The sequence below is a fragment of the Providencia sp. R33 genome, assembly GCF_019343475.1.
In the GTDB taxonomy this organism is placed as follows: Bacteria; Pseudomonadota; Gammaproteobacteria; order Enterobacterales; family Enterobacteriaceae; genus Providencia.
Genome location: NZ_CP072453.1, coordinates 254038 through 279727, shown reverse-complemented (window position 1 = coordinate 279727; position 25690 = coordinate 254038). Strand labels below are relative to the sequence as shown.

The window sequence follows — 25690 nt, the reverse complement described above, 5'->3', positions numbered from 1 at the left end:
ATTACTCAAGAACACACGTAAACGTTTTCGCATTTATCTTTTTTCGCAAAAGAAAAAAACCACGCTAAAGCATAAGCAAAAGCGCGGTTTATGTTCAAAAACGAAAATACAAGTTCACGTTACTTTAAAAGTAATTCATTGATTTTTCGTATAAATAGGTTTGGATCTTCTAATGTACCGCGTTCTGCCAGTAAGGCTTGATCCAGCAGGACATCCACCCAGTCAGCAAAGACAGACTCATCTGAGACCTCAGATGCTTTTTTCACCAATGGGTGCGCGGGGTTTAGCTCAAAGTTATATTTCACTTCTGGCGCTGCTTGCCCCGCTGCCGCAAATAACTTCGCCATTTGCGTACTCATCTCATCGGCGTTGGTGGTGACAATCGCAGGTGTATCGGTTAAACGGTGCGTTAATTTCACCTCTTTAACACGCTCACCTAAGAAGGTTTTTACGCGCTCAACAAATGGCTCAAGCTGTTTGTCTGCTTCTTCTTGTTCTGCTTTGTTTTCATCGGCGAGTTTATCCAGTGATTCATCTGCCTTACTGACAGATTGGAATTGTTTGCCGTCAAACTCAGACAAGTAGTTCATCATCCATTCGTCAATGCGGTCAGATAACAGCAGGACTTCAATGCCTTTTTTGCGAAATAATTCAAGGTGCGGGCTACCTTTCGCCGCGGCGTAGCTGTCTGCAGTGATATAGTAAATTTTATCCTGACCTTCAACCATACGGCCCACATACTCTTCCAACGACACGTTTTGTACGTTGCTGTCGGTATGTGTTGTAGCAAAGCGCAACAGTTTTGCGATAGTTTCGCTGTTCGCCATATCTTCTGCAGGGCCTTCTTTCATCACCAAGCCAAATTGCTGCCAGAAGGTTTGGTATTTCTCTGCGTCTGATTTAGCCAGTTTTTCGAGCATTTGCAGAACGCGTTTTGTTAGCGCGCTACGTAAGCTACGGGTCAGCGCGCTATCTTGTAAAATTTCACGAGACACGTTCAGTGGCAAATCATTAGAATCCAAGACACCGCGAACAAAACGCAGGTAATTTGGCATAAACTGTTCTGCGTCATCCATGATGAATACACGCTGAACGTACAGTTTTAAGCCGTGTTGTTGATCGCGATTCCACAAGTCAAATGGTGCTTGGGAAGGCACATACAGCAAACTGGTATATTCTTGTTTACCTTCGACGCGGTTGTGCGTCCACGTTAGTGGGTCAGCATAGTCGTGGGAGATATGTTTATAGAATTCAACATATTCCTCGTCTGAAATTTCAGATTTACTGCGTGTCCATAGGGCTTTTGCTTGGTTGATTTTTTCCCAAGTGACCGTGCCGTCTTCTTCGTTTTTATCTTCGATTTCAACAGGCAGCGCAATATGGTCCGAATATTTGCTGATAACGGAACGCAAGCGCCAGTTATCAAGGAATTCTTTTTCGTCATCACGAAGATGTAAGGTAATTTCAGTCCCGCGCTCCGCTTTTTCGATATCTGCGATGGTGTATTCGCCCTCACCCGCAGATTCCCAGAAAACGCCTTCGTCAACAGGTGCACCCGCTGCACGGCTACGCACGGTAACTTTGTCAGCCACAATAAATGCGGAGTAGAATCCCACACCGAACTGGCCAATCATTTGGCTGTCTTTAGCTTGGTCGCTGCCGAGGGTTTCTAAGAAGGCTTTTGTACCTGATTTTGCGATTGTCCCAAGGTTGTCAATCACCTCGTCACGGCTCATCCCGATACCGTTATCGCTAATCGTTAGCGTGCCTTTGTCTTTATCTGCGCTGATGCGTACACGTAACTCACCATCATTTTCATACAATTCTGGTTTAGACAGCGCACGAAAACGCAGTTTATCTGCCGCATCAGATGCGTTAGAGATAAGCTCACGCAGGAAAATTTCTTTATTGGAATAAAGAGAATGGATCATTAATTGGAGGAGTTGTTTAACTTCTGATTGGAAACCACGTGTTTCCTGTCCTTTCATACTCATTAATCGCCTCTATTTCATCAATCTAATTGGATAGGTTTGACTTACCGATGCAGATTAGTTGGGGGCAAAAAACAGAAATTCAAGCGACAAAGGCAAAAATTTTTATCAAATAAAAACCTAAAACCAATGATTAGAAAGGAAATAATAACAATACAAATTATTTTAAAGGGATCTTTTTACAACCTCCCAGTATATCCTCTAAATAGTTCAAGCTGTAGGTAGGCGGCAAATGAGGAGATCTCGGGGAGCATACATGAGTATGTGACCCGAGTCGCCGAGTGCAGCCAACACCCCTACAGATTGAAATATGACGAGGATATCAAAGTTTAAGGCGGCCGGAGAGCGAATGGGACAAAGTCGTACTATCGACAAGCTCCAACTCCCCCCCCACAGGCACCCCGTGGGCGATACGGCTCGCCGTCACCCCATATTGCGCACACATTTGCCCAATATAGTTTGCCGTCGCTTCGCCTTCGACCGTCGGATTGGTGGCTAAAATCACCTCGACAATCGTTTCGGCAACTAAGCGCTCTTCAAGCCTATCTAACCCGATATCCATCGGGCCAATACCATCTAGTGGTGACAAGTGCCCCATCAGAACGAAATAACGCCCTGAAAATTGACCTGTTTGCTCAATGGCATAGATATCCGCAGGACTTTCCACCACACAAATCAAACCGTTTTGTTGACGACGAGGGTTATCGCAAATATTGCACACATCTTGTTCAGTAAATGTTCTGCAATCACGGCAATGGCCAATTTCAGACATTGCACGTGTGAGCGACTGCGCTAAACGCATCCCGCCACTACGGTCGCGCTGTAGCAGTTGGAAAGCCATTCGCTGCGCTGACTTGGGCCCGACACCGGGAAGGCAGCGCAGAGCTTCCATTAATGATTCAAGAAGCGGACTGGTTTGCATTAGAATGGCATCTTAAAGCCTGGTGGTAATTGCATACCACTGGAAACGCTCGCCATTTTTTCTTTTTGGGTTTCTTCGATACGACGCGCTGCATCGTTAAATGCCGCAGCAATTAAATCTTCCAGCATTTCTTTGTCGTCTTCGAGCAAGCTTGGGTCGATTTCTACGCGACGGCAGTTGTGTGAGCCATTGATAGTGACTTTGACCAGACCAGCGCCTGATTCACCCGTTGCTTCTAAGTTGGCGATTTCTTCCTGAACTTTCTGCATTTTGTCTTGCATTTGCTGGGCCTGTTTCATCAGGTTACCCAATCCACCTTTACCAAACATAGTTTTCTCTCACAACTGAGGCTACAGCTAAACATAAGACTGTAGCGTTAAACGGGGCGAATACTCTCTTCATCCAACTGCGCATCAAACATAGAACGCAGTTTTTGAATCGTTTTATCCGCAATAATAGACTGACGAGCTTGCGCCAGTTTCTCTTCATAAATCGCCTGTCGCCATTCTAGCGGGGTTTTCACCTCGCTATTATCATCGTGAACGATTTTCAGTTCAACAGTACGACCATACAGTTCGCTCAGGGCCTCTTCCAGTGCTTTGTGTGCAGCGGGTTTATCAAGGTGTTTCTGAGCTGAGCGCAAATGCAACACAATTTGCGACTCACTTAATTCTTCTATATATGAATTCAAAGCTAATTGTTCAACTAGCTTAGGAATATTTAATTGTGCAATTTTACCTGACCAGCTATCTCGTTCACGCCCTTCTTCGACAATTTTCACTGCTAATTCAGGGGTTTTCTCGTATTCGAGTGCCTCTTTAATCTCCGTTGGTGTGGTGACCGCCTCTTTCGGGTTCATGGCCGCTTCATTTTGCGGCTTCCACTGGTACTGCTTCGGTTTTTCCGGCTTCGCAGACCCAGACGCTCTATTTTCCACATTTTGTTGATGTTTGCTGGTCACGGCGGCCAGCCTTTCAAGTGCTGATACCGCCGGCTTTGCCCTTTCAGACATCACCGGTTTAGCCTTTTTTGGGCTAGGATCCTCACTTTGTAGCGCCTGCCTTGCTTTGAGCAATTGCGCTGTCGGGCTATTTTCAGGCAAATTTTCTGAACGCGGCATCGAAGGTGCAACACGTTGCTGAGCGACAGGCTGATTTACAACTGGCGCTTGCTGCACAATTCTTGGGGGCGGTTCAATCTCTTCAATCACGCTCTTTGGGTGAAAAGCTAACGCTCGCAGTAGCGTCATTTCAACCCCCATACGCCGCTCAGGGGCATACGGAAGTTCTTTTCTGCCCACCAGCAGTGTTTGGTAAAAAAGTTGCAGATCCGCAGGGGAAACCACTCTCGCCACTTGGCGTAAACGCCCTTCGGTTGAAGATGGGTCAGTTTCTTGTTCCGCAGGCAGTAGCTGGATCATCGCAATACGGTGGAGTTGCGATAAAATTTCGACCAATAAGTTTTCCCAATCAGCACCGCGACTTGCCGCGTGTTCCACTTGGGTCATAACCGCAATGCTATCGGCTCTAACGAGGGCTTCGATAATGGCTAAAGGTTGCTCATCATCCAGCGTCCCTAACATTTGACTGACAATGTCTGCGGTGACTTTACCTTGCCCCATGGCAATGGCTTGGTCAGTTAAGCTTAATGCATCACGCAAACTGCCATCGGCAGCACGAGCAATTAACTGGCGTGCACGCAGGTCATGTTCAATATTTTCAGCATTGAGAATAACCTCCAGCTGTTCACTGATTTGCGTCACATCCAACGCTTTAAGATGAAACTGTAAGCAACGCGATAAAATCGTCACTGGCAGTTTTTGTGGATCTGTCGTTGCCAATAAAAACTTGACGTGCTCAGGCGGTTCTTCAAGGGTTTTTAACAGCGCATTGAAACTGTGCCGTGAAAGCATATGGACTTCATCGATAAGGTACACTTTAAAGCGCCCTCTCGCGGGTGCATATTGCACGTTATCCAGCAATTCACGGGTGTCTTCGACTTTAGTTCGCGAAGCCGCATCGATTTCAATCAAATCAACAAAGCGACCTTGCTCAATTTCGAGGCAGTTTGCACATTGGCCACAAGGTGTTGCTGTAATCCCTGTTTCGCAATTGAGCCCTTTAGCAAAAAGGCGTGCAATCGTCGTTTTCCCAACGCCGCGGGTACCCGAAAAAAGATAGGCGTGATGAAGCCGCTGGTGCGCCAGCCCATTAGCAAGTGCAGTCAAGACATGTTGTTGGCCAACAACGTCTGAAAATTTTTGAGGTCGCCACTTACGGGCAAGTACCTGATAGCTCATGGATCCCACAGTAATTTAATAATGATGTGTGAATAAAGGTAATCATAGTACATGCTACCACAGCCTCAACCTCTACGGCGAGACTGTGATAAAAATAGAGGGAAAATAAAGATTAATGGCCTGGGAATTCAACCAAGCTGTATGAAGAAACGCCTTCTTTTTGTAAGCGTTCAACACCACCTAAGTCAGGCAGGCTAATGATAAATGCAGCATCGACAACATTTGCACCAAGCTGTTTGATCATTTTCACGGTCGCTTCAACCGTTCCGCCTGTTGCCAGCAGATCGTCAACTACCAGCACGTTATCTTCTGGGCGAATGCTGTCTTTGTGGATCTCAAGGGTATCGGTACCGTATTCGAGATCATAAGTCATACTTAATACTTCACGCGGTAATTTCCCTTTTTTACGAACAGGAACAAAACCCACGCCTAAACGTAATGCAACTGGTGCGCCGAATAGAAAACCACGCGCTTCAGTTCCTACAATTTTAGTGACGCCTTTGTTTTGGTAATGTTCAACTAACATATCAATCGTTGCTTGATATGCAGCAGGGTTATTTAACAAAGTCGTAATGTCACGGAAGATCACACCCTCGATTGGATAATCTTGAATGGATGCGATACTTTCTTTAATCAATTGCAGTTGTTGCTCTTTAGCGGTCATAATAAAAGCCATGTAGTAAACACGAAAGTGTAGAATCTATGTAAAGTACCATAAAAATGCAATAAGCAGCCGCCTATTTGCAGCGAGTTTTGTTGCTGAATATCAATTTTCCGCGATTTTTCACATTTAATGAGAACAAAAAATGAAAATACAGGCTCTGTTGGATGCGTTAAAAAAGCAAATTGACGAGTTAGAAACCCGTGTCGCCCCCATTAAAGATAACGAGTTTTCCCACTCCCGTTTTGATATGCAGCTGTTTAGCCATAAATCGACGCGCTTAGGGGACTGCCAAAAAGAGTTAAATAACCTTTACCAGCAGTTATGCAACAGTGTCACACTGAACCACACTGAACAAGTGAATTTTCTCACTGAAAAAATTGTGCATCAAATGCAGGCCATTTCCCGCGAAATTTCAACGCAATCGTTGCGTGAAAAGGAATCATCCTTTACCAAGAAAAAGGAACAGGTTGATTTATATGAACGTTTATCACAACATCAGGACTATGAGCGCCGCTTACAAGCGATGGTCAGTGAAAAAGAGCTCCAACTATCAGGGCTAATAGACCACCGTTTACAGCACCAATGCCAAAAAGAGCTCGCAACATTAGCAGGCCGTTTGTACCGTTGCCGCCAAGCCCTTTTGCGTATTGAAAAAGCCATAGAGCATCAAGAAAATCAATATTTTGAATAATTCGACACACTGCGATATAAGGAACACGAATGGAATCACTCAAAGACGCCCCCCTCGAAACACAGCTTGCCGTTGATTTGATTTACTTATTAGAAACCTCGGATATCGAACCCGATATTGTTCTTAAAGCCCTTGATATTGTTAAAAATGATTATATTTTAAAACAAAAAAGACAAGCGGAAGAAACCGTCTGCCTTGAATAACCCTAATTATTTTTCGTTATCATGACCGTTTTCTTTTGGGGAACGCTGCACTTCCTGTACTTCCTCCCCTTTATTATTGTGCAGATGCACTTCCAGCTGGTTAAAGGCGATATCAATGTCGTTTTCTCTGCACAGTTTATCAATCGCTCGATTCACTTCATCACTGGTCACGCTGCGATCGCCAATTTGGCGGACGTAGAAGCGCAGTTCATGGTCTAACGTGCTCGCTCCAAACGTGGTGAAATAGACGCTCGGTGCAGGCTCTGTCATCACTTTGGCATTACCGGTGGCCGCAGATAGTAATACACGCTTCACTTTGTCCAGATCCGATCCGTACGCTACGCCGAGTGAAATCGTGATCCGCGTAACCGTATCTGACAACGACCAGTTGATCAGCCGTTCTGTGACAAACGCTTTATTGGGAATGATCACTTCTTTGCGATCGAAATCAACAATGGTGGTTGCACGGATACGAATTTTGCTCACCGTGCCCGAATAGGTCCCGATGGTGACGGTGTCGCCAATACGGATCGGTCTTTCGAATAAGAGGATGATCCCCGAAACAAAGTTCGCAAAAATTTCTTGTAAACCAAACCCTAACCCAACGGTTAAAGCGGCAGCTAACCATTGCAGTTTGTTCCATGTCACACCAATCATGCCGAGTGACGCAATCGCACCGATACCCACGATGATATAAGTCAGTATTGTGGTGATGGCATAAGTTGACCCTTGCCTCAATTTTAAGCGTGATAAAACAAGTACTTCTAACAAGCCCGGTAAGTTACGCGTCATCACCCACGCCACAATAATAATCACCACCGCTAAAATCAGATTAGCGAGTGTCACCGACTTAAGAATATTCGTACCTTCAGGGGAAACATCGGTATAGCGCCACAATTCTACGCTATCAAAAAATGAGAAAATCGTAATAAAATCAGACCAAATACCGTAAAATGCCAACGCAAAAATGATAAACAGCACCATGGTTGTTAAACGCAAAGATTGCTGGCTGATCAGTTCAATGGTCATCGGCGGCTCTTTAATTGGTTCATTTTCCGCATCTTCCTGTGGCTCCTGCCTTTCTAGCCTTAATGCTTCACGGCGTTCGACCGCACGTTGATAAGCCAACTTGCGGGCCACCAGTGTTAAGCCCCTTAAACAGGCGTTATAAGTGATGTACCAAAGCAACAACAAATACAAACTATCAAGCCAGCGGTTTGCCAAACGCAGTGTGGTGTAATAGTAGCCCGCCATCATCAGCCCCACTAAAATAAGCGGGGAAAACGTCAATAATGTGATAACAATCGTCCGCGTTAAATGGCTGCCTTTCTCTTGCCAAACTTGTTTGCAAAATGGCACAGTAAAAATACACAACAACAATAGCGAAACGAAAACAATCAATTGCCCAATCACATCTTCTGAAACTCTTAATGGGTTGATAACCCCATAAGTTGAAAAGAAAATTAATGGGATCAACGGGATAGATAAGCGCGACATACGGCGACGCGTTCGTGCGATAGTTTCTGGCTCTATCCCAAAATGCTTCTGTGCAATGCCTTGGGGCTTCAAGATGCGAAATGTAAGTTCAAACAACGCCCAAAAAACGGCAAGTTGTTGGCAAAACTGCCAAAAAAACGGCCCTTGGACATTACCTGTTTTTAAGAACCAATAACCTACTGCCAATAATAATAAAGAGATAGGCAGGGTTTGCATCAATGTCAGTAAGAGCGCTATTGGCGTGCTCAAAACACTGTCATTCCGTAGGCTCGATAAGCGTTGGTCAATCGCTTGTAAACGTCGGTTAATTTTGCGATGAAACCAAATAAAAATCACCGCAATCAATACCAGTGGGATCACGACTAACAACGAGTTTGTTATCCCGCGCTGAATACTGCGAGACGATAAACTGAAATCAAAGCTACTGATTTGGGCTGCCGCGGCTTCAGGGAAGGTTTTAATCCACTCCACATCCATCGGTTTATTGCTGTTCACCCAAAATATTTGCTGAGCTAATGTACTTTCAAGGGAGCTTACCACACTCAATAATTGGTTTTGGTCGAGTTGCAAGTTAATCGCTTGGGAGATTTGCCCGCCCAGTTGCTGGTTTAGCTCATCTAACAAGCCACGCCTGACATCTAAAAGCTTGGTCAATGCTGCCTTATCATCTGTTGATAGCAATGAACCGCTACCCTGCTCTTCACCTGTTTTGACAGCCAGTTGGCTCTCTATGCCAGAGATGTAGTCATTAGGTTGATATAACGCATCACGCTGCTGATTAATATCAAACTGTTCGAGACGTAAATCCGCAATCGTCACTGGCAAGTTTTTGGTTAAAATATCTGGCGGTAAATCAATTTGCTGTTGGAATAAGATACGAGATAGCAATAAGCTCCCACGTAAAACGTTAATTTGCTCTTTCAAATTACGTTCTGACTGTGTCGCCCTTTCTAGCCACGCTTTAACACGAATGCCATTTTGCACCAGCTTATTGCTATCTTCTGTCACTTGGATCAACCGATCGCTGAGCGCATTATTGATAGCGATTTCTTTTTGGATGACTGGGTTTTGCTGCGCTTGAATATCCGCTTCAGAGGTATCTAATGCTTCACGCACCGTTGATTGGGAATCATCTAGACGGCGATTGCTGATAGCGGCTTGTAACTGTTGAACATGATCCTCAAGCTGAGCAATATATGCAGCGGTATAGTCACGTTGCTTTTGCAGAACATCTTGCAATTGCGTATTGGTTTGCAAAATACGTTTTTGGTATTCATTTTGTTGCTGTAAGAGATACTGCTCAACTTGCAGCATATCAACTTGAGATGGTCGCAAGCTCACTGAATCATTAAGTGTGCTATTAAGTTCATTACGAATTTCTTGTAACCGCCGAGCATTATCCAACATCAACGCCTGTGCGCGTTCTGGCTGGGTTTGTAAACCGATTAGTTGGCTATTATAGGTTGCGAGGTCGTTTTGTTCCGACTGTAAGTTTTCTAAATAGGTCGCTTGTAGGGCTTCTAATTGGGAAAGTGAGCTATTTTTTATCTTTTCAGCAAATTGCGAAGCCTGTTGTTGGCTTTCATTTCTAACTTGTTGTAAACCTTGAACGGCAATTCTTGATTCTTCACTGGTTCGATTAAGTTTTTTTTGCAGTTCTTCTGTTCGCTGTTCGAGTTTATCTAATTCATTATAAAAATCGGATGTTTTTTCTAAGTCCCCACGCACCAATTTTTCTTCTTCACTTAAGCTACTTTTTTTACTTAATGCGGTGAGCGAACTTTTAATGTCGTTTTTGCTAGGCAGGTTATTTGGAGTTAAAGCAGATGCAGAGTAAGAAAAAAATATCATTGCGAGTAACAACGCAGCGCTAATAAAATACCGCTCTATTCTATGTTGTTTTATCATCGTAATATCCTTATACCCACTCATACTCTTTCTTTGCTCAGTATGTTATTCAAAAAAGCAAAGTGCCAGTAACACATTACCAGCACATACAATTAGAGCAACATTTTAAACTAACAAATTAGAATGTTAAGACTTTCTCTGATGTTAATGTCCAGCTAGCCAATTCAACTAATGTACCAACTTCAACACCATCTGCTAAAGTTAACTCACTGATACCACGAGCATCGGTACATGTTTTACATAATTTAACAGGCACACCTTGGGCCGTTAAAATTTCTAACATTTGCTGAAGATTGTATCCTTCTTTCGGTTTTTGAGCTGCTAAACCTGCACAAACTGCATCTGACATTAAAAAGATTTTTAAATCTAAATCTGAATTTTGCTCTTTTAGCGTGATAGCAAGGCGCAGTGAGTTAAATAAAGTTTCGCTGCCATAAGGTGCGCCGTTAGCGATAATCAGAATAGATGCCATCTGTTACTCCAGTTTATTATATTTGAGTGGGTTTAAGCCGTATGGCTGGGTTACATTTTAACGTCTCTAATAGTGTCTCAACCAACGTTAACGTGTGTTGATTTATATTAAAGTTCTCAGGTTGTAATAACCAGTTTTCTAATAAACCCGACATTAATGAACGGATCATGATGGCGGCGCATTCAATATCAAGGTCAGCTGGTAATTGCCCTGCATCGATACAATCTTGCAAATTATCGACAATACGACACTGACTAGCCACATAATTAGCCCGTTTAAAATCGACTAATTCCGCCATTTCGCCCACTAATTCACATTTTAAAAAGAAAATTTCCATCAACGCACGGTTTTTAGGGTTGTCGATGAAGTCGGTCAAAATAAAAATCAATAATTCTCTTAGTATTGAAAGTGGATCATTGGTATATTTAGAACGATAATATTCTTCGGCTTGGATTATTTGGTTATCACCAAACTCGCAGGCCTGATAAAAGAGATCAACTTTATTTTTAAAATGCCAATATATTGCACCTCGGGTTACCCCCGCTGCTTTTGCAATGTCGGCTAATGATGTGGCTGAAACTCCTCGCTCAGAGAATGTTTTGATGGCAGCATCTAATATTTCCTGACGGGTTTCTTCAGCCTGTTGTTTAGTTTTTCGTGCCATTGTGACCCGTTTCTATCGAAAGCTGATTTACATACATTCGTGTATGTTTGTACTATAGCACAGTGATAAATCATATTGTTTACCATTTTTCTTATTTTTGTTTTGAACTCATATTGATTAATTGAGGTTAACTTATGCGAAAAAACAGAGGGGTGTTACCTCTGGCTCTGTTGGTTCTTTCAGGTGGCTTAGCTTTATCAGGTTGTAACGATGAACAACAAGGTGGCGGAGAACGCCCGGCGCCTGAAGTAGGAATTGTTACGCTGAAAGCCGAACCTCTGACTCTCAAGACCGAGTTACCAGGCCGTACATCTGCATTCCGTGTTGCCGAGGTTCGCCCACAAGTGAGCGGCATCATTTTAAAACGTAATTATAAAGAAGGTAGCGACGTAGAAGCAGGAACATCTTTGTATCAAATTGATCCCGCTCCTTTCCAAGCGACCTATGACAGTGCAAAAGCAGAACTTGCAAAAGCGCAAGCGAATGCAAATATCGCGGCGCTGACGGTTAAGCGTTATAAACCATTGTTAGGGACGAATTACATTAGTCAGCAAGAATACGACCAAGCGACTTCAACCTATGCTCAAGCGCTTGCTGCCGTCAAAGCAGCGGAAGCAGCTGTTGAAACTGCACGTATCAACCTGAACTATACCAAAGTAACCGCACCAATCAGTGGCCGTACTGGCAAATCGAATGTGACTGAAGGGGCGTTGGTTTCTACAGGCCAAGCGACTGAATTAATGCGTGTTCAGCAACTTGACCCTATCTATGTTGACGTAACGCAATCGAGCGATGATTTCCTACGTCTAAAAAATGAGATAGCACAAGGCGCTGTGCAGAAAGAATCTGGTCAGGCACCTGTTAGTTTAATTAATAACAATGGCCAAGAATACGCACAAAAAGGTGTTCTCGAGTTCTCTGATGTCACCGTTGATGAAACCACAGGTTCCATCACAATGAGAGCCGTTTTCCCTAACCCGAATAAAGAGTTACTTCCGGGAATGTTTGTCCGTGCAATTTTAGAAGATGGCGTTGTTGAAAATGCAATTCTGGTTCCTCAACAAGGCTTATCGCGTACTGCTCAAGGCACCTCTCAAGTCATGGTTGTTGGCGCAGAGAACAAAATTGAAGTCAGAACGGTTAAAGCAGGACAAGCGGTTGGCAACAAATGGCTGATTAAAGATGGCTTAAAAGCAGGTGATCGCGTTGTCGTCATTGGCTTACAAAAAATCAAACCAGGAATTGTTGTGAATCCTAAGGAAGCAAACTTAGAAACGCAATCCATAGACAATCAGGCTAAACCTGAAGAAAAGTCTAAATAAGGGAGCGGCTGATTAATGCCTAAGTTTTTTATAGAAAGACCAATTTTTGCGTGGGTAATTGCGATTATCACCATGCTTGCTGGTCTGTTGGCAATTATCCAGTTACCTGTTTCTCAGTACCCGACTATCGCACCGCCGGCTGTTTCTATTTCAGCTAACTATCCGGGAGCGGATGCCGAGACGGTACAAAACACAGTAACTCAGGTTATCGAACAGAATATGAACGGTATCGATAACTTGGTATATATGTCATCGAGCAGTGACTCATCAGGTTCTGCAAGCATTACGCTTACTTTCGAAGCAGGAACTGATGGTGATATCGCGCAAGTACAGGTGCAAAATAAATTGCAACTGGCGATGCCATTGCTGCCACAAGAAGTTCAGCAGCAAGGTATTAGTGTCGATAAATCAACAAGTTCGTTCTTAATGGTTGCAGGTTTCGTGTCTAATGATGGCTCAATGGGCCAATATGACATTGCCGACTATGTAGGTTCGAATATTAAAGACCCATTAAGCCGTGTAAATGGTGTGGGTGAAACACAGCTGTTTGGTACCCAATATGCGATGCGTATTTGGTTAAAACCTGAACAGCTTGTTAAATACAACATGACGACAACCGATGTCATTAATGCTATCAAGGTTCAAAATAACCAAGTCGCAGCAGGACAACTCGGTGGTTCACCGTCAATTGCAAACCAACGTTTAAACGTCTCAATCATTGCACAGACACGTTTAAATAATGCAGAAGAGTTTTCCAATATCTTACTGCGTGTTAACCAAGACGGTTCTCAAGTTCGTATTAAAGATGTTGCTGACGTTCAGTTAGGTGCAGAAAACTACAGTACGATCGCACGCTTTAACGGGAAACCAGCAGCAGGTATTGGTATCAAACTGGCGACAGGTGCAAATGCGTTAGATACGTCTAACAACGTACGTGCTGCGCTGGAAGACATGAAACCTTTCTTCCCTCAAGGGTTAGAAATCGTTTATCCATACGATACAACGCCATTTGTTAAAATCTCAATTAACGAGGTTGTTAAAACGTTAGTTGAAGCAATCATGTTGGTTGTTGTGGTTATGTATTTGTTCCTCCAGAACATTCGTGCCACATTAATTCCAACGATTGCCGTTCCAGTTGTCTTGTTGGGGACATTTGCCATCCTATCGGCGTTTGGTTACTCAATAAACACCTTGACCATGTTCGCGATGGTACTCGCCATCGGTCTACTCGTCGATGATGCCATCGTTGTTGTAGAGAACGTTGAACGTGTTATGCAAGAAGAAGGCTTATCACCGAAAGAAGCGACCAAAAAATCAATGGGTCAAATCCAAGGTGCGTTAGTCGGTATTGCAATGGTTCTGTCTGCGGTATTCATCCCAATGGCCTTCTTTGGTGGTTCAACAGGGGCAATTTACCGTCAGTTCTCAATTACCATTGTTTCGTCCATGATCCTGTCAGTTCTGGTGGCCATGATTTTAACACCGGCACTGTGTGCGACGATGTTGAAGCCTATTGAGAAAGGCAGCCATGGTAGCCAAAAAGGGTTCTTTGGGTGGTTTAACAGAACGTTTGAAAAGCAAGCTCACCACTACACAGACAGCGTAAGCCGCATGCTTAACGGCACAGGTCGTTACCTTGTTATTTACCTGATTTTAGTGGCAGGCATGGCATTTATGTTTGTTCGTTTGCCGTCGTCCTTCTTACCTGCAGAAGACCAAGGTGTATTCCTGTCAATGGTTCAATTACCGCCAGGATCAACACAAGAACAAACCCAAGCCGTGTTGGATGAAGTAAATAACTACTACCACACTGACGAAAAAGACAATGTTGAATCTGTCTTTACCGTTGGGGGCTTTAGCTTTGCTGGTCAAGGTCAAAATATGGGTCTCGCCTTCGTCGTTCTGAAAAACTGGAGCGAACGTAAAGGTGATGAAAACCATGTTGATGCGATTGTACAACGCGCAAATATCGCGATGTCCAAGAAACAGGAAGCGCTAATTTACGCCTTTAACCTACCTGCAATTGTTGAATTAGGTACCGCAGACGGTTTTGACTTCGAATTAGTTGATAAAGGTAACTTAGGGCATGACAAACTGATGCAAGCACGTAACCAATTACTTGGTTTAGCGGCCCAACATCCAGAAATGCTCCAAGGTGTTCGTCCAAATGGACAAGATGATACGTCACAATACCGTATCTACATTGACCAACAAAAAGCACAGGCACAAGGCGTCGCAATCAGCGATATTAACGCAACACTCAGCTCCGTCTTTGGTGGAAGCTATGTGAACGACTTTATCGACCGTGGTCGTGTTAAGAAAGTTTACGTACAAGGTGATGCAGAAAGTCGTATGTTGCCATCGGATATTAGCAACCTGTATGTTCGTAATAACCAAGGTAAAATGGTTCCATTCTCTGCATTCTTAGATGAATCCAAAGACCCTTGGAAGTTTGGTTCACCACGTTTAGAGCGTTATAACGGTGTACCTGCGATGAATATTCAAGGCCAAGCAGCACCAGGTCAAAGTACCGGTGATGCGATGCTATTGATGGAAAAACTAACAACTGAAAACCTACCGGAAGGTATTGGTTATGAGTGGACGGGTATGTCCTATCAGGAACGCTTAGCAGGTAACCAAGCCCCTGCTCTGTATGCGATTTCCTTGATAGTGGTATTCCTCTGTCTGGCTGCACTTTATGAAAGCTGGTCAGTGCCATTCTCCGTTATGTTAGTGGTTCCACTGGGTATTATCGGTGCATTACTCTTTACCAGCGTCCGTGGTTTAGATAATGACGTTTACTTTAAGGTAGGCCTGTTAACAACCATTGGGCTCTCGGCGAAAAACGCAATCTTGATTGTTGAATTCGCCAAAGACTTGATGGAAAAAGAAGGTAAAGGGTTAGTTGAAGCAACGCTAGAGGCCGTTAAGATGCGTTTACGACCAATCCTGATGACATCATTGGCATTTATGTTAGGTGTTATCCCGCTAGTGTTTAGTAATGGTGCAGGTTCTGCATCTCAGAACTCAGTAGGTACGGGCGTTCTGGGAGGTATGTTCGCTGCAACCTCACTGGCTATCTTCTTTGTTCCCGTCTTCTTTGTGGTGATCCGTCGCCGCTTCTCTAAGAAGTCTGAAGATATTGAACACAGCCATCCACCAACAGCGCACTAATTGCTGATAAGTGACCTAAAATAGGAGCCGCAGAAATGTGGCTCTTTTTTTATTCTTAATCCAATACAGTTACCCTATTTTGATTGTTTCTATCAATCCCATACTATTTTTTGATTGCTTTGAAAAATGCATTACCCCTTATACTCGTTAGCGATGAAGGAATTTTTTAATAGCAGGGAGCTGATAAATGAAATCAATAGCGGCACAAACAATTACGGCCATTTTCTTATTTTCACCGCTTATCACTAATGCAAATGAAATCAGCATTGATAAAGCCAAAATCATCAATATCAATGCACCACTAAAAAACCATATTTCATTCAATACATTTGAAACGTTATCTTCAAATGAACACGGTTTGGTTTTTAATAATGATATAGCCAGTAATAACAACTTGAATGATAAGGCAGCCAAGTTAATACTCGCAGAAGTGACGGGCACCGAAGAAACGCAAATTCAAGGGATCTTGGGTATCAAGGGTCAACGTGCAAACTTGGTTATTGCAAACCCAAATGGTATCTCGTGGAAAAAAGGCGCGATAAATAATATCAATAGTCTGTCTTTAATTGCAGGGAAACTAGAACAACAATACAGTAGAAACAAAGAAAATAAGAAACAACTCAACCCTAAAAAACAGGAGGACTATAGTAACCTTAAGTTTTCAACCCAACCGGCTGGGCTCGTCAGCATAAGCCAACAACAAGGCAATCCAATTCAGCTATCTAAAATGAATGTTTTTGCCGATCAAATAAAACTGCAAAATAACCTCAATATCAATGCTGCCTTGCAAAACTACATCAGTGCATCAGGCAGTGGAACACTTTCTCCCAGTGAAGGTGTGGTAAAACACAGCACTAAATTCAAAACAGATGTCCCTTATTTTCAGGGGAATATCTTTGAATTAAGTGAACAAGCAAAATTAACAGGGCACACCATAATGCTAGAAAGTCATCAATATCAATGTACTAATGATTTTCTTTGCCCTCAAAATAAAATCGATATACAGGGAATAATTAAAGCGATGAATTTTTCGTTGCGTGGTAACAGTGAAATTACATTTACAAATACAGGAGTTATTCAGATAGGGAAAAATCAACAAGCACTTGTCGCACGCCCCCTTCAATAATATCGAAATGCAGCACAACAATGTAAAACGGCCTCAAAAGAAGAGGCCGTAAGGTATATTTTTCTAACTACATCCAGAAGAACCAAGCAAATAATGAAATCACAATGATACAAGCGACATTCAATACAGCCCCGACTCTCACCATTTCTATTTGACGAATATAACCCGAACCAAACACTATCGCATTTGGCGGTGTTGCGACTGGCAACATGAAGGCACACGATGCGCCAATACCGATAATCATTGTCAGTACAATCACTGGCATCCCTAACGCTTCAGCCACTGTTGCAAAAATAGGCACTAATAATGCAGCACTCGCAGTATTACTGGTGAATTCTGTCAAAATAATGATAAACGTCGTGACTGCTAAAATGATAACAAACCAATGGCTTTGACCAAATGTCAGCTGCATCCAATCAGCCATAATTTTACTTGCGCCAGAAGAGCTTAAAATTGCACTCAGTGTTAGACCACCACCGAATAACATCAATACGCCCCACTCTGTGTTTTTTTGAATCTGAGACCAACTTGCAACACCTGTAATACAAATGAGAATTGCGGCGCTCATCGCAATGATGGTATCTAAATCTTTTACACCACCGAACGCGTCACTTATGAAAGTACTGGTGATCCAACAGACTACAGCTAACAAGAATATGACCATTGCAGTAATACGCTTGCTGTTCCATTGAACATGCTCTAATTCAATTTCAAAGCGATGTTTAAGATTTGGTCGCAGCATCATATACATCAAAACAAACATCATTGGCAATAAGACAACCATAATTGGAATGCCATATTTCATCCAAGACAGAAAATCTAAACCTAAAGCAGAAGCTGCAATGGCATTTGGAGGACTACCAACAATCGTTCCTAATCCACCAATACTTGCACTATAAGCAACACCAAGTAATACAAACACAAAGGTATTACGTTCATGGCGCACATCAAGATTGGACAAAATACCGAGCACAAGCGGTAACATCATTGCCGCTGTTGCTGTGTTACTGATCCACATTGATAAGCCTGCTGTGACACCGAATAACAATAATACGGCAATAGAAAGACGCCCTCGCGCTGCCATTAATAAGCGATTGGCTATAAGCCTATCTAGGCCTTGAATGTGTAAAGCCGTTGCTAACGCAAATCCCCCAAAAAATAAGAAAATGATTGGGTTTGCAAAGGATTTAAGTGCATCCCCTGTATTCATTAGCCCTAGGACTACTGCTAAAATAGGAATACAGAGCGCTGTCACTGTGACGTGTATAGCTTCAGTTAACCAAAGCACACCAATGAAGACCATCATTGCTAAACCTGCATTCGCTTTTTCATCAAAGGGCAGGTATTTCAAGAGTACAATTAGCAGCACAATATCAATTGCTAAAATAATCCAACCACGCTTATTTGCGGGAGTAGGACTTACTGCCGGCGTCAAAGATTCAGAAGCATCCATGTAAAACTCCATAGCTCGGAAGCAAATTGTTTTCGAGTATTATTGTTAATATTTATTTACGAGGTCTGAAATATAGAGTTAATTGAATGGAATGAAAATGTGGAGTAGCCAAAAGTGCGATCTACACCGTGTAATTTAACGACAATTATCATTAACTCCAAAAAACCTACCAATTAACTCGTAAATAACGAAATGTTATATTCGAAATATATGACACTTAACTTAAATATTATTTTCATGCTATTCTAGTAAAAAATAATTTACTGGCGTTTAAATCAAGAATAGATATTTACTGAATAAAACCACCCTAAAATATAATCACCAGTAAGATTATATTAATATTTTGACACCCTATTCGTTAATAAACGAGAGTGACTATATGCTGTATTTGTTGAAAGTAATAAATCATTTCCCCCTTGTAGATGAGCTCTATCATCAACATTAAATGACGTTATTTTATCTACAATAAGTTGTGTATAGTGTTCACTACTCGCCATTGCTTCATCACTTGTTTTTTTATCTATCTTAAAAAGAGACTCAACATGAATAGCTTCCTCAGAAAACGCTTCCAAACTCATCGTATTCGGTTGATTATTCATCTGTATTCTTAAATGATGGCGTCCTTTTGATTCTTCATCGAATACCTGCCTTAATATTAATGTTGTAGATGAATGCATATCAAAAACCACTAAATCGTCATCTCTACGCATTACTATTAATGATTTCACATCCACCACAGGCAAAATAATAAGATCCTCTATCTCATCATAGCTGTCATTATCAATAATGATGGTTTGATAATTTTTCCATGTCTCCATCGAAATTAAATACCTGTCCTGCCCTTCCCCACCACTGAGTACAATATTTTTAACATCATCAATAACAGTAGGGCTTAAAATATCATCACCTTTTCCACCATGAATAATCAATGAAGAACTTAAATGATTAAATTGACTATTTGATTGGCTACTTAAGAGATCAACATAAAAAATCTCACCACTTTCAGCCGACATTAATAGCCCCCCAGAAACGACTTCAATATTATTAAACTCAAAACTAGGATACAGATTTTTAATAGGTGGCAATAATATATTGTTGATTAATTTAGCATCATCATTGAAAGCAACTAACAGTTCTTTTTCAGTAACGAAAGGTTGTTCGTATAATTTCTTTTGCTTTTTATCAAAAATTAATGCCCCAGAGTTATTGATATTCGCCCCTAAAAACTGCAGCTCATTTTCCGAAGACAGCTGATGTGCAATAACGATATTTCCATGATCAAACCAGGCTGGTAGCACATTTTCATTATTTTCATTTTTAATTCCAAGTAATGCTAAAGCAGATTTATCTCGATATTTGTTTTCTAAATCTCTCCACCAGTAAGGATGACCTTGAAACCACTTATCATTTAATGCAACGACAGAGAGATCACCTTTCGCATTAATTTGACTGACTACACCATATGTGTCGACAGTCATAATATGACCTTTCCATGTAAAAGCTCGCTCAAGATTAGGGGTATACATAAACCAAGCAGAGGGTTTTATTGCATTTAAAATATCTTGTCCAGCACCTTTTTGTTGATAAATTACTTTCTCTTTATCACTATAGAAATAAAAAATTTCAGTACCTTCACTATCAAATAATGAACCTGCTAAATTTAAATCTTCTGGAATTGCCCAGTGGCTTTGTAACCGTTCTCTTTCTCTAGGAAATACTCCATAATCCAGAGATGGCGATAAATTGGGCTTAATCAATGTATCGTCTTTCTTTCGTAGCCAATATCGATGGTATATTTGCTGATCCGCTTGTCCTGAAATCATAACCATATCAGCGATATTCTGATAATCAATGCTCTCATATTGAACATTATTTTCATTGTGAATCAGATAATTTTGTAATATCTCTTCCGACTTATGCCCCGCTAAATTTGTTGGCGTTTTTGCCAAACGGATCAGTACATCTGGTGAAGCCGTTAGGCTGACTATTTCTATTTTACTATCAATGATTTGGTAGTTAGCGGTTTCATTAGTATCTTTATAGCGACACGAAAAATAAATAATATCTTTATTTTTCCATGAGTTTAGTATTTCAAACGGCCTTGACTGGTTATTTTTTAAACGATACTCTGCAAATATGTTACCGCTTTCTATCTCTGTAACCCATATCAATGGCAACTCTAATGAATAAAATATGGCAGTATTCTCTAATACCGCCCCTAAAATTCCTTTACTTTTTTCTTGTTCTATTGAATGAGTGAAGATGAACCGCTCATTTTTAACCTCAAAATAAGCTCTACCAACATTATTCCCATGATATTGATAGTTTTCAATAATTACATATTGTTGGTTAAATCTATGTTCTTTTACTAATTCATGAAGATAGCGCTCAAAGCCTGGAATATCATCCTTCCAGCTATTCTCATTTTCACTAATAACATTTATTCTTTTGTTTAAAAAGTCTATTTCATTAGTTTCATTTTTTTTTGTTACAATGAAATATTTTCCACTTCTATTTTTTTCTTCAATATAAATATCAACACCACCTACTTTAATTCTATTTTCAAATATTTCTATTTTATCATTTTTCAATACTGTAGCATTAATCAACCAATGAGAAGGATGCCACTCATCTGAGTTTTCGATTAATGTAATTTTAGCACCTTCGTTCAAGGTAAGTTTATATTCCCCCCCATTCCCATAAATTTTATAGTTCATAAAGTTTCGCCATTCTATAGGGATACTAGGAATGACTAAATTTCTTTTATTCGCATCTAGCTTAACGGCCACGGGTGTTTCCACATACTCATGATAAATATGTGTAATCGTATTTTCGCTAGGGAAAATATAAAAATCATAATCAAAGTGGTTTGTTTCCTCCAAACGGCGAATGACATCAAACCCACTATCATGCCGAGTTGTTGCTCCTGGCCATAAATTATAATCATATTTTAAGAATGACTTAGGTGTAATAGGTAAAAAGAGTATCTCTCTGTCTGAAAAATTAACATGATGTGTTTTATCTTGATAACCTATACCTTCTCTAATATTAATAGCTTGTTGTCTATCGCGCACTATTGTCGGAAAATTACCCGCCCAAAAAATATAATTTCTCCGGCCTCCACCTGATGACTTATCACTCGTCCGATAAATATATTGGCTATCAAACTCAACTAAATTATTTTGTAAATCCAATGTCTTAAAAATTGCACCAAAGCGAGGAATGAGTACATTCTCTTCTGATTTATATTCATATCCACCATTTTGATAGGCAATATCCAATGCATGAAAATAAAGCCCCACGGCTTTAGCACTTTCCCCGATTTCAGCAAAATTACGTGCCAATGCAGAAAAACCAATGCCTAACCCTGCGACAATAACCCCCATCCCCCCGAATGAAGCAGAAGCAGTTGTATAACCTAGTGCATTTGCACCTATAGCAGCTGTGCTAGCAATTAGGCTAGCAGAATCAAATGCTAGTTGAGTTCCAAATACAACTGTTTGTGACTCATTTTCAGCTTGGCTCAATTCATAAATATCAAAACCAATTAACGCGCCATTAAACACTGACATTAGGCCTTCATTCGCCACTCGTGCTAGTGACGAATTAAAAAAACCGATACTTGTTGAGGTGATTTGTGTGTTTCTTCTCATTGCTGTACCCACTAGCTGGGTAACGTGAATCCCGTCTTTCGCTATACTGTGAGTCATTAATGCATAATTAACATAGCTATGAATTTTTAATGCTGCGGATAAATTCGTTTTGCTATTCACTTTTGTATTTTCATTACGATTTCTATCTTCAGACCATTGAATTATTGCCTGAATAGCTATTCCAGCATTTAGCCCATCAATGGAACATCCTTCTATACTTTGTTCTTTTAATTCGAATTCGTCACCTTGCAAATGATAATACTGTGTAAACTCCTTCATTCTTTCGATGTTATACTGGTGAAATTCAGCGAATGTCCTATCTGTCGTTTCAACCCAGCGGGTTAAACTGGGATCGTCAACATGAATAAACTGAATACGATATTGCCCCTCCGATTTTCTTTCAATATTATAAAAAAGCGGTAACCATTTTCCTTCTAATTGATTTTCTGATGAAATTTTATAGGTTGCTTCACTAATTTTATCAGCCCACTGTTGAGCATCTAAAATAATCAATGATTGTTTAAGTTGTAAGTCACTATAAATTTCATTTTGACTTTTTACAATTTCATTCGCTTTATTTTGCCTAACCTCAATAACGGTTAAATCTTCCTCCTCACTCAAATCACCAACAGTTAAATTATTGCCTATAGAAACTAAATCCATTTTTTCGGTATCAATATACACTGTATTAAATGCGGGTTTTTTATCAATTTCATACGCAGAATAATAGGATGAAAATTGCTTATCAATAAAAAACTTTTTCACTGCAGAAAACATTGTTGTACTGTCGTCAAATGAAAAAACACCAAAATTGGGGTCATAAAAATAAAAAGTTTTTTTATTTGAGTTAATCATCTTTCCTATTAACATAGAATGGTTTTGACTATTAACTGCTAACATCATCGTTTCATCACGTATATCTAGTAAATTTTTAATACTTTTTAACGTTAGCCTTCCATAATTATCCGAAGACTCAATTGCGTCTGTATTGGAATGTAAATTCTTCAAACCTTCTTTTAATAGGTAGGAGTTTCTTTCTTCAGGGTTTGCTGCAGATATAAATAGTTTATCAATTAATTTATTAGCTCCGATTTCCCCCTCTTTAACAAGTGCAACCGACATGGCTCTGACCAATGGATAACACCGTCCACCTGAATCGCTTTTAATTGCCGATAAATAGAAATCTTGAGGTATCAATCGATTAACCTTACTGCCATTATCATAGAAGAACTCACTAATCTTACCTGTATCTAGTAATACTTTATCTATGTATTCAGCATAGCTGGCATCCTGAACATGACGATATAATGCGCCTCGCTCCTTAGCAGTAAAATCAGCAGTCAGATAGAGTTTTTTTAACTCCAGTGATGTCATCGAATTATCAAACCCGTCTATAACCTCTTTCTGATAGTTTTTTGTTCCCTCAAAAAAATTTTCTCTAAAATTTTTATTTCTTGTTATCTTATGTAGATATAATAAATTTTCGTATCGCTCCGATACCAATATATTATCTTGAAACTCCGAACTCTGTGAACTCTTTGCTTTAACAACCGAATCCATACCTTTTTTTCGTTTTATTCCTTGCCAAAAATAGGCATATTCTACATCAAAGATATTGGAATAAACTTCATTGAATTGTTTAATCTCTACTGAATTTAACACCCGATTAATTTCGATAAGATCTTTTGTTTTAGCAATGACCTCACTATTTCTTTCCACCTTCAATAATTCATTTATTTCTTTAGCTTTAATTTCAAACTCATTTGATTTTACTTTTAATTTCTTTTTTATTTTATGAGATAAATCGTTCCAATCAATACTTGTTTTTTTATCTTTATCACTCCCATAAATATCAACATCTAATTTATTAGCAAACATTTTCAATTTTTCATGAACAGATATTCTATATTCCAAAAACTTACTATTATTTGACTCAAATGAATATTCACCTGGTGATAAATGCATTATTTTATTTGGTTCATAGATTAGTTTATCATTCTCACTCGATTTCTGATGTATTAATTTCCATTGTTCACCATTAAAATACATAAACATATTAGCACCAGTTTTTCTTTCATTAAAATAATCCATTTCATCTACTGCCATGACAACATTGTCGTATAATAGTGAGCTATGATATCTATTATCATAGTAGACCCGATACGATTCCGAATCAAAATCAGTAACAATAACTGAACCTTTCATTATTTCCCCAATAAATATAAATTTATTTATCGGATTTTTTTTTGATACATTGACATATTCAGGTACTTCACTTTCTTTTTCTTTCAAATCTGTATTTAAAAAATAACAATCTAAAGCATAAGGGATACCTGCTTCATAGCTATTATCAACAAAATTGACATCATACCCGTGATTATTTCTATAGAATATCACCTTGCCTATTTCAGGTATATTCTTGATTTTATTTAAACTACTTTCATTAAGTTTATAACCATAACAAAACACTTCAGGATTCAACGTAAAATTCTGAATATCTCGACTTGGAGTTTCTATTTCATGCTCTATTTCAGGATGATACAGGCTTGTTTTTAAAAATCCATCTTTAATTGCTAAAGATATAAATGCAGGATCTTTACTGTCATAACCATAATGCTGTAGCATTCTAGGTAGAACTATTTTTAATTTCTCATCTGTTAATAATGACTCAGTAATCGCCTTTGCCATTATCACTGCTCTTGATTCTCCGTGGCTAGTGGATTGCCCACCCATTGTTTCCGAATATGATATCCCTTTCATAAGTTGCGTCATGCCAATAGGCGTATGGTCAACTAGCGCATCCGGTGGTAGTAAGTCTATCAATTGCTGACTAACTTCTTGTGCTTTTTCGAGATCAGCTTCGGCCAGATAAATAACTGCTTGATCGGTTAATCTGCCTAATTTTCTAGGTCCCATTATTTTTGCTTGGATAATGTTCTTATTTAAGTCATGATCGTATATTTCAATCAATGCCTTTGCGAGGTTTTCATAATTTTTTTTATTAACATTAATCGTTAGCCTAGCCATTAAATGAGAGCGAGTTAAATACCTTTTACGATAATCTTTAGGCAAAATACGATATGCACTACCATTAAGTAACTGTTCTTTTGTTAACTCAAAAAAAGGTCTTTCATTTTGACCTTGAACCTTAATTTCAACTTTTTCTCTAACACCTTCAGTTAATAGCGATTCAAAACTTTCTAAGAAACGTTCTTTTTCTTCTTTATTTAAACTTTCAGAATTATCCGGCTTATCATTACTATATAAATGGTAAATAACATCCGTTATTTTACCCTCTATTTCTTTTTTATTCCCCCTTAACAAATCATTCCAGGAATTATTATTTAGCTTGAAATCTATTTTTATCTTTTTAATTAACTCATTATATTTATCATCGTTTTCTATTATATATCGCCCAGATCTAGCCAGCCAAAGCATTGAGTTATAACTATCTTTCCCCATAATTTATCCTTTAATTTAATGATTAAAAAATTGAGCATTTACTTTTATCATGAAAAATAAATAACTCTCACCAAATTAAATTTTTTAAATTACATTTAAGATAAACTTTTAATTAATAAGATTAATAGTGTTATAATTAATTTATGACATAATTTAATTCATATAAAAAAAGGAAGCTTTCGCTTCCCT

The 25690-nt window shown here is 40.0% G+C and carries 15 protein-coding genes; 5 read left to right on the top strand and 10 right to left on the bottom strand.

The features are described 5' to 3' along the window. Positions 1-119: 119 nt before the first annotated feature. From htpG to apt, 5 genes are all read right to left on the bottom strand, one after another. Positions 120-1994 carry a molecular chaperone HtpG gene (htpG, locus tag J6836_RS01345; protein ID WP_219246136.1) on the bottom strand — a complete coding sequence of 625 codons (1875 nt, stop codon included), beginning with the start codon at positions 1992-1994 and terminating at the stop codon, positions 120-122. A 319-nt stretch (positions 1995-2313) separates the two neighbouring features. Beyond that, on the bottom strand, positions 2314-2913 hold the full coding sequence (recR, locus tag J6836_RS01340) for a recombination mediator RecR (protein WP_219246135.1): 600 nt from the start codon (positions 2911-2913) through the stop codon (positions 2314-2316). Further along, the gene (locus J6836_RS01335; protein ID WP_219246134.1) at positions 2913-3242 is read right to left on the bottom strand and encodes a YbaB/EbfC family nucleoid-associated protein; all 330 of its coding nucleotides are present in this window, start codon (positions 3240-3242) and stop codon (positions 2913-2915) included. Before J6836_RS01335 ends, recR begins: the two co-directional genes overlap by 1 nt. Before the next feature lie 47 nt (positions 3243-3289). After that, on the bottom strand, positions 3290-5212 hold the full coding sequence (gene dnaX, locus J6836_RS01330; protein ID WP_219246133.1) for a DNA polymerase III subunit gamma/tau: 1923 nt from the start codon (positions 5210-5212) through the stop codon (positions 3290-3292). A gap of 112 nt (positions 5213-5324) precedes the next feature. Beyond that, complete coding sequence (apt, locus tag J6836_RS01325; protein ID WP_219246132.1) at positions 5325-5876, bottom strand: adenine phosphoribosyltransferase; 552 nt, start codon at positions 5874-5876, stop codon at positions 5325-5327. A 142-nt stretch (positions 5877-6018) separates the two neighbouring features. Between apt and priC the strand changes: the two genes are divergently transcribed. Together priC and J6836_RS01315 are read left to right on the top strand one after the other, a co-directional pair. After that, positions 6019-6567, top strand: a complete 549-nt coding sequence (gene priC / locus J6836_RS01320) for a primosomal replication protein PriC (RefSeq protein ID WP_219246131.1) — start codon at positions 6019-6021, stop codon at positions 6565-6567. Between the two features lie 29 nt (positions 6568-6596). Next, positions 6597-6770: a DUF2496 domain-containing protein gene (locus J6836_RS01315; protein ID WP_219246130.1), complete on the top strand. Its 174-nt coding sequence runs from the start codon at positions 6597-6599 to the stop codon at positions 6768-6770. Between the two features lie 6 nt (positions 6771-6776). Here the strand turns inward: J6836_RS01315 and mscK are convergent, their stop codons facing one another. From mscK to acrR, 3 genes are all read right to left on the bottom strand, one after another. Then, entirely contained in the window at positions 6777-10175 is a 3399-nt protein-coding gene (mscK, locus tag J6836_RS01310) for a mechanosensitive channel MscK (RefSeq protein WP_219246129.1), read from the bottom strand. 118 nt (positions 10176-10293) lie between these two features. Continuing rightward, positions 10294-10647 (bottom strand): DsrE/DsrF/TusD sulfur relay family protein, encoded by a 354-nt coding sequence (locus J6836_RS01305; RefSeq protein ID WP_219246128.1) that lies wholly within the window; start codon positions 10645-10647, stop codon positions 10294-10296. Between the two features lie 16 nt (positions 10648-10663). Continuing rightward, positions 10664-11311 carry a multidrug efflux transporter transcriptional repressor AcrR gene (acrR, locus tag J6836_RS01300; protein WP_219246127.1) on the bottom strand — a complete coding sequence of 216 codons (648 nt, stop codon included), beginning with the start codon at positions 11309-11311 and terminating at the stop codon, positions 10664-10666. A gap of 134 nt (positions 11312-11445) precedes the next feature. Between acrR and J6836_RS01295 the strand changes: the two genes are divergently transcribed. From J6836_RS01295 to J6836_RS01285, 3 genes are all read left to right on the top strand, one after another. Then, positions 11446-12633 (top strand): efflux RND transporter periplasmic adaptor subunit, encoded by a 1188-nt coding sequence (locus J6836_RS01295; RefSeq protein WP_219246126.1) that lies wholly within the window; start codon positions 11446-11448, stop codon positions 12631-12633. A gap of 15 nt (positions 12634-12648) precedes the next feature. Next, positions 12649-15807, top strand: coding sequence for an efflux RND transporter permease subunit (locus J6836_RS01290; protein ID WP_219246125.1), 3159 nt, complete (start codon positions 12649-12651; stop codon positions 15805-15807). A 187-nt stretch (positions 15808-15994) separates the two neighbouring features. After that, positions 15995-16933: a two-partner secretion domain-containing protein gene (locus J6836_RS01285; protein WP_219246124.1), complete on the top strand. Its 939-nt coding sequence runs from the start codon at positions 15995-15997 to the stop codon at positions 16931-16933. A 67-nt stretch (positions 16934-17000) separates the two neighbouring features. Here the strand turns inward: J6836_RS01285 and J6836_RS01280 are convergent, their stop codons facing one another. Both J6836_RS01280 and J6836_RS01275 read right to left on the bottom strand, forming a co-directional pair. Then, positions 17001-18386, bottom strand: a complete 1386-nt coding sequence (locus J6836_RS01280) for a DASS family sodium-coupled anion symporter (protein WP_219246123.1) — start codon at positions 18384-18386, stop codon at positions 17001-17003. A gap of 335 nt (positions 18387-18721) precedes the next feature. Beyond that, positions 18722-25501, bottom strand: coding sequence for a TcdA/TcdB pore-forming domain-containing protein (locus tag J6836_RS01275; protein WP_219246122.1), 6780 nt, complete (start codon positions 25499-25501; stop codon positions 18722-18724). Positions 25502-25690 lie beyond the last annotated feature (189 nt).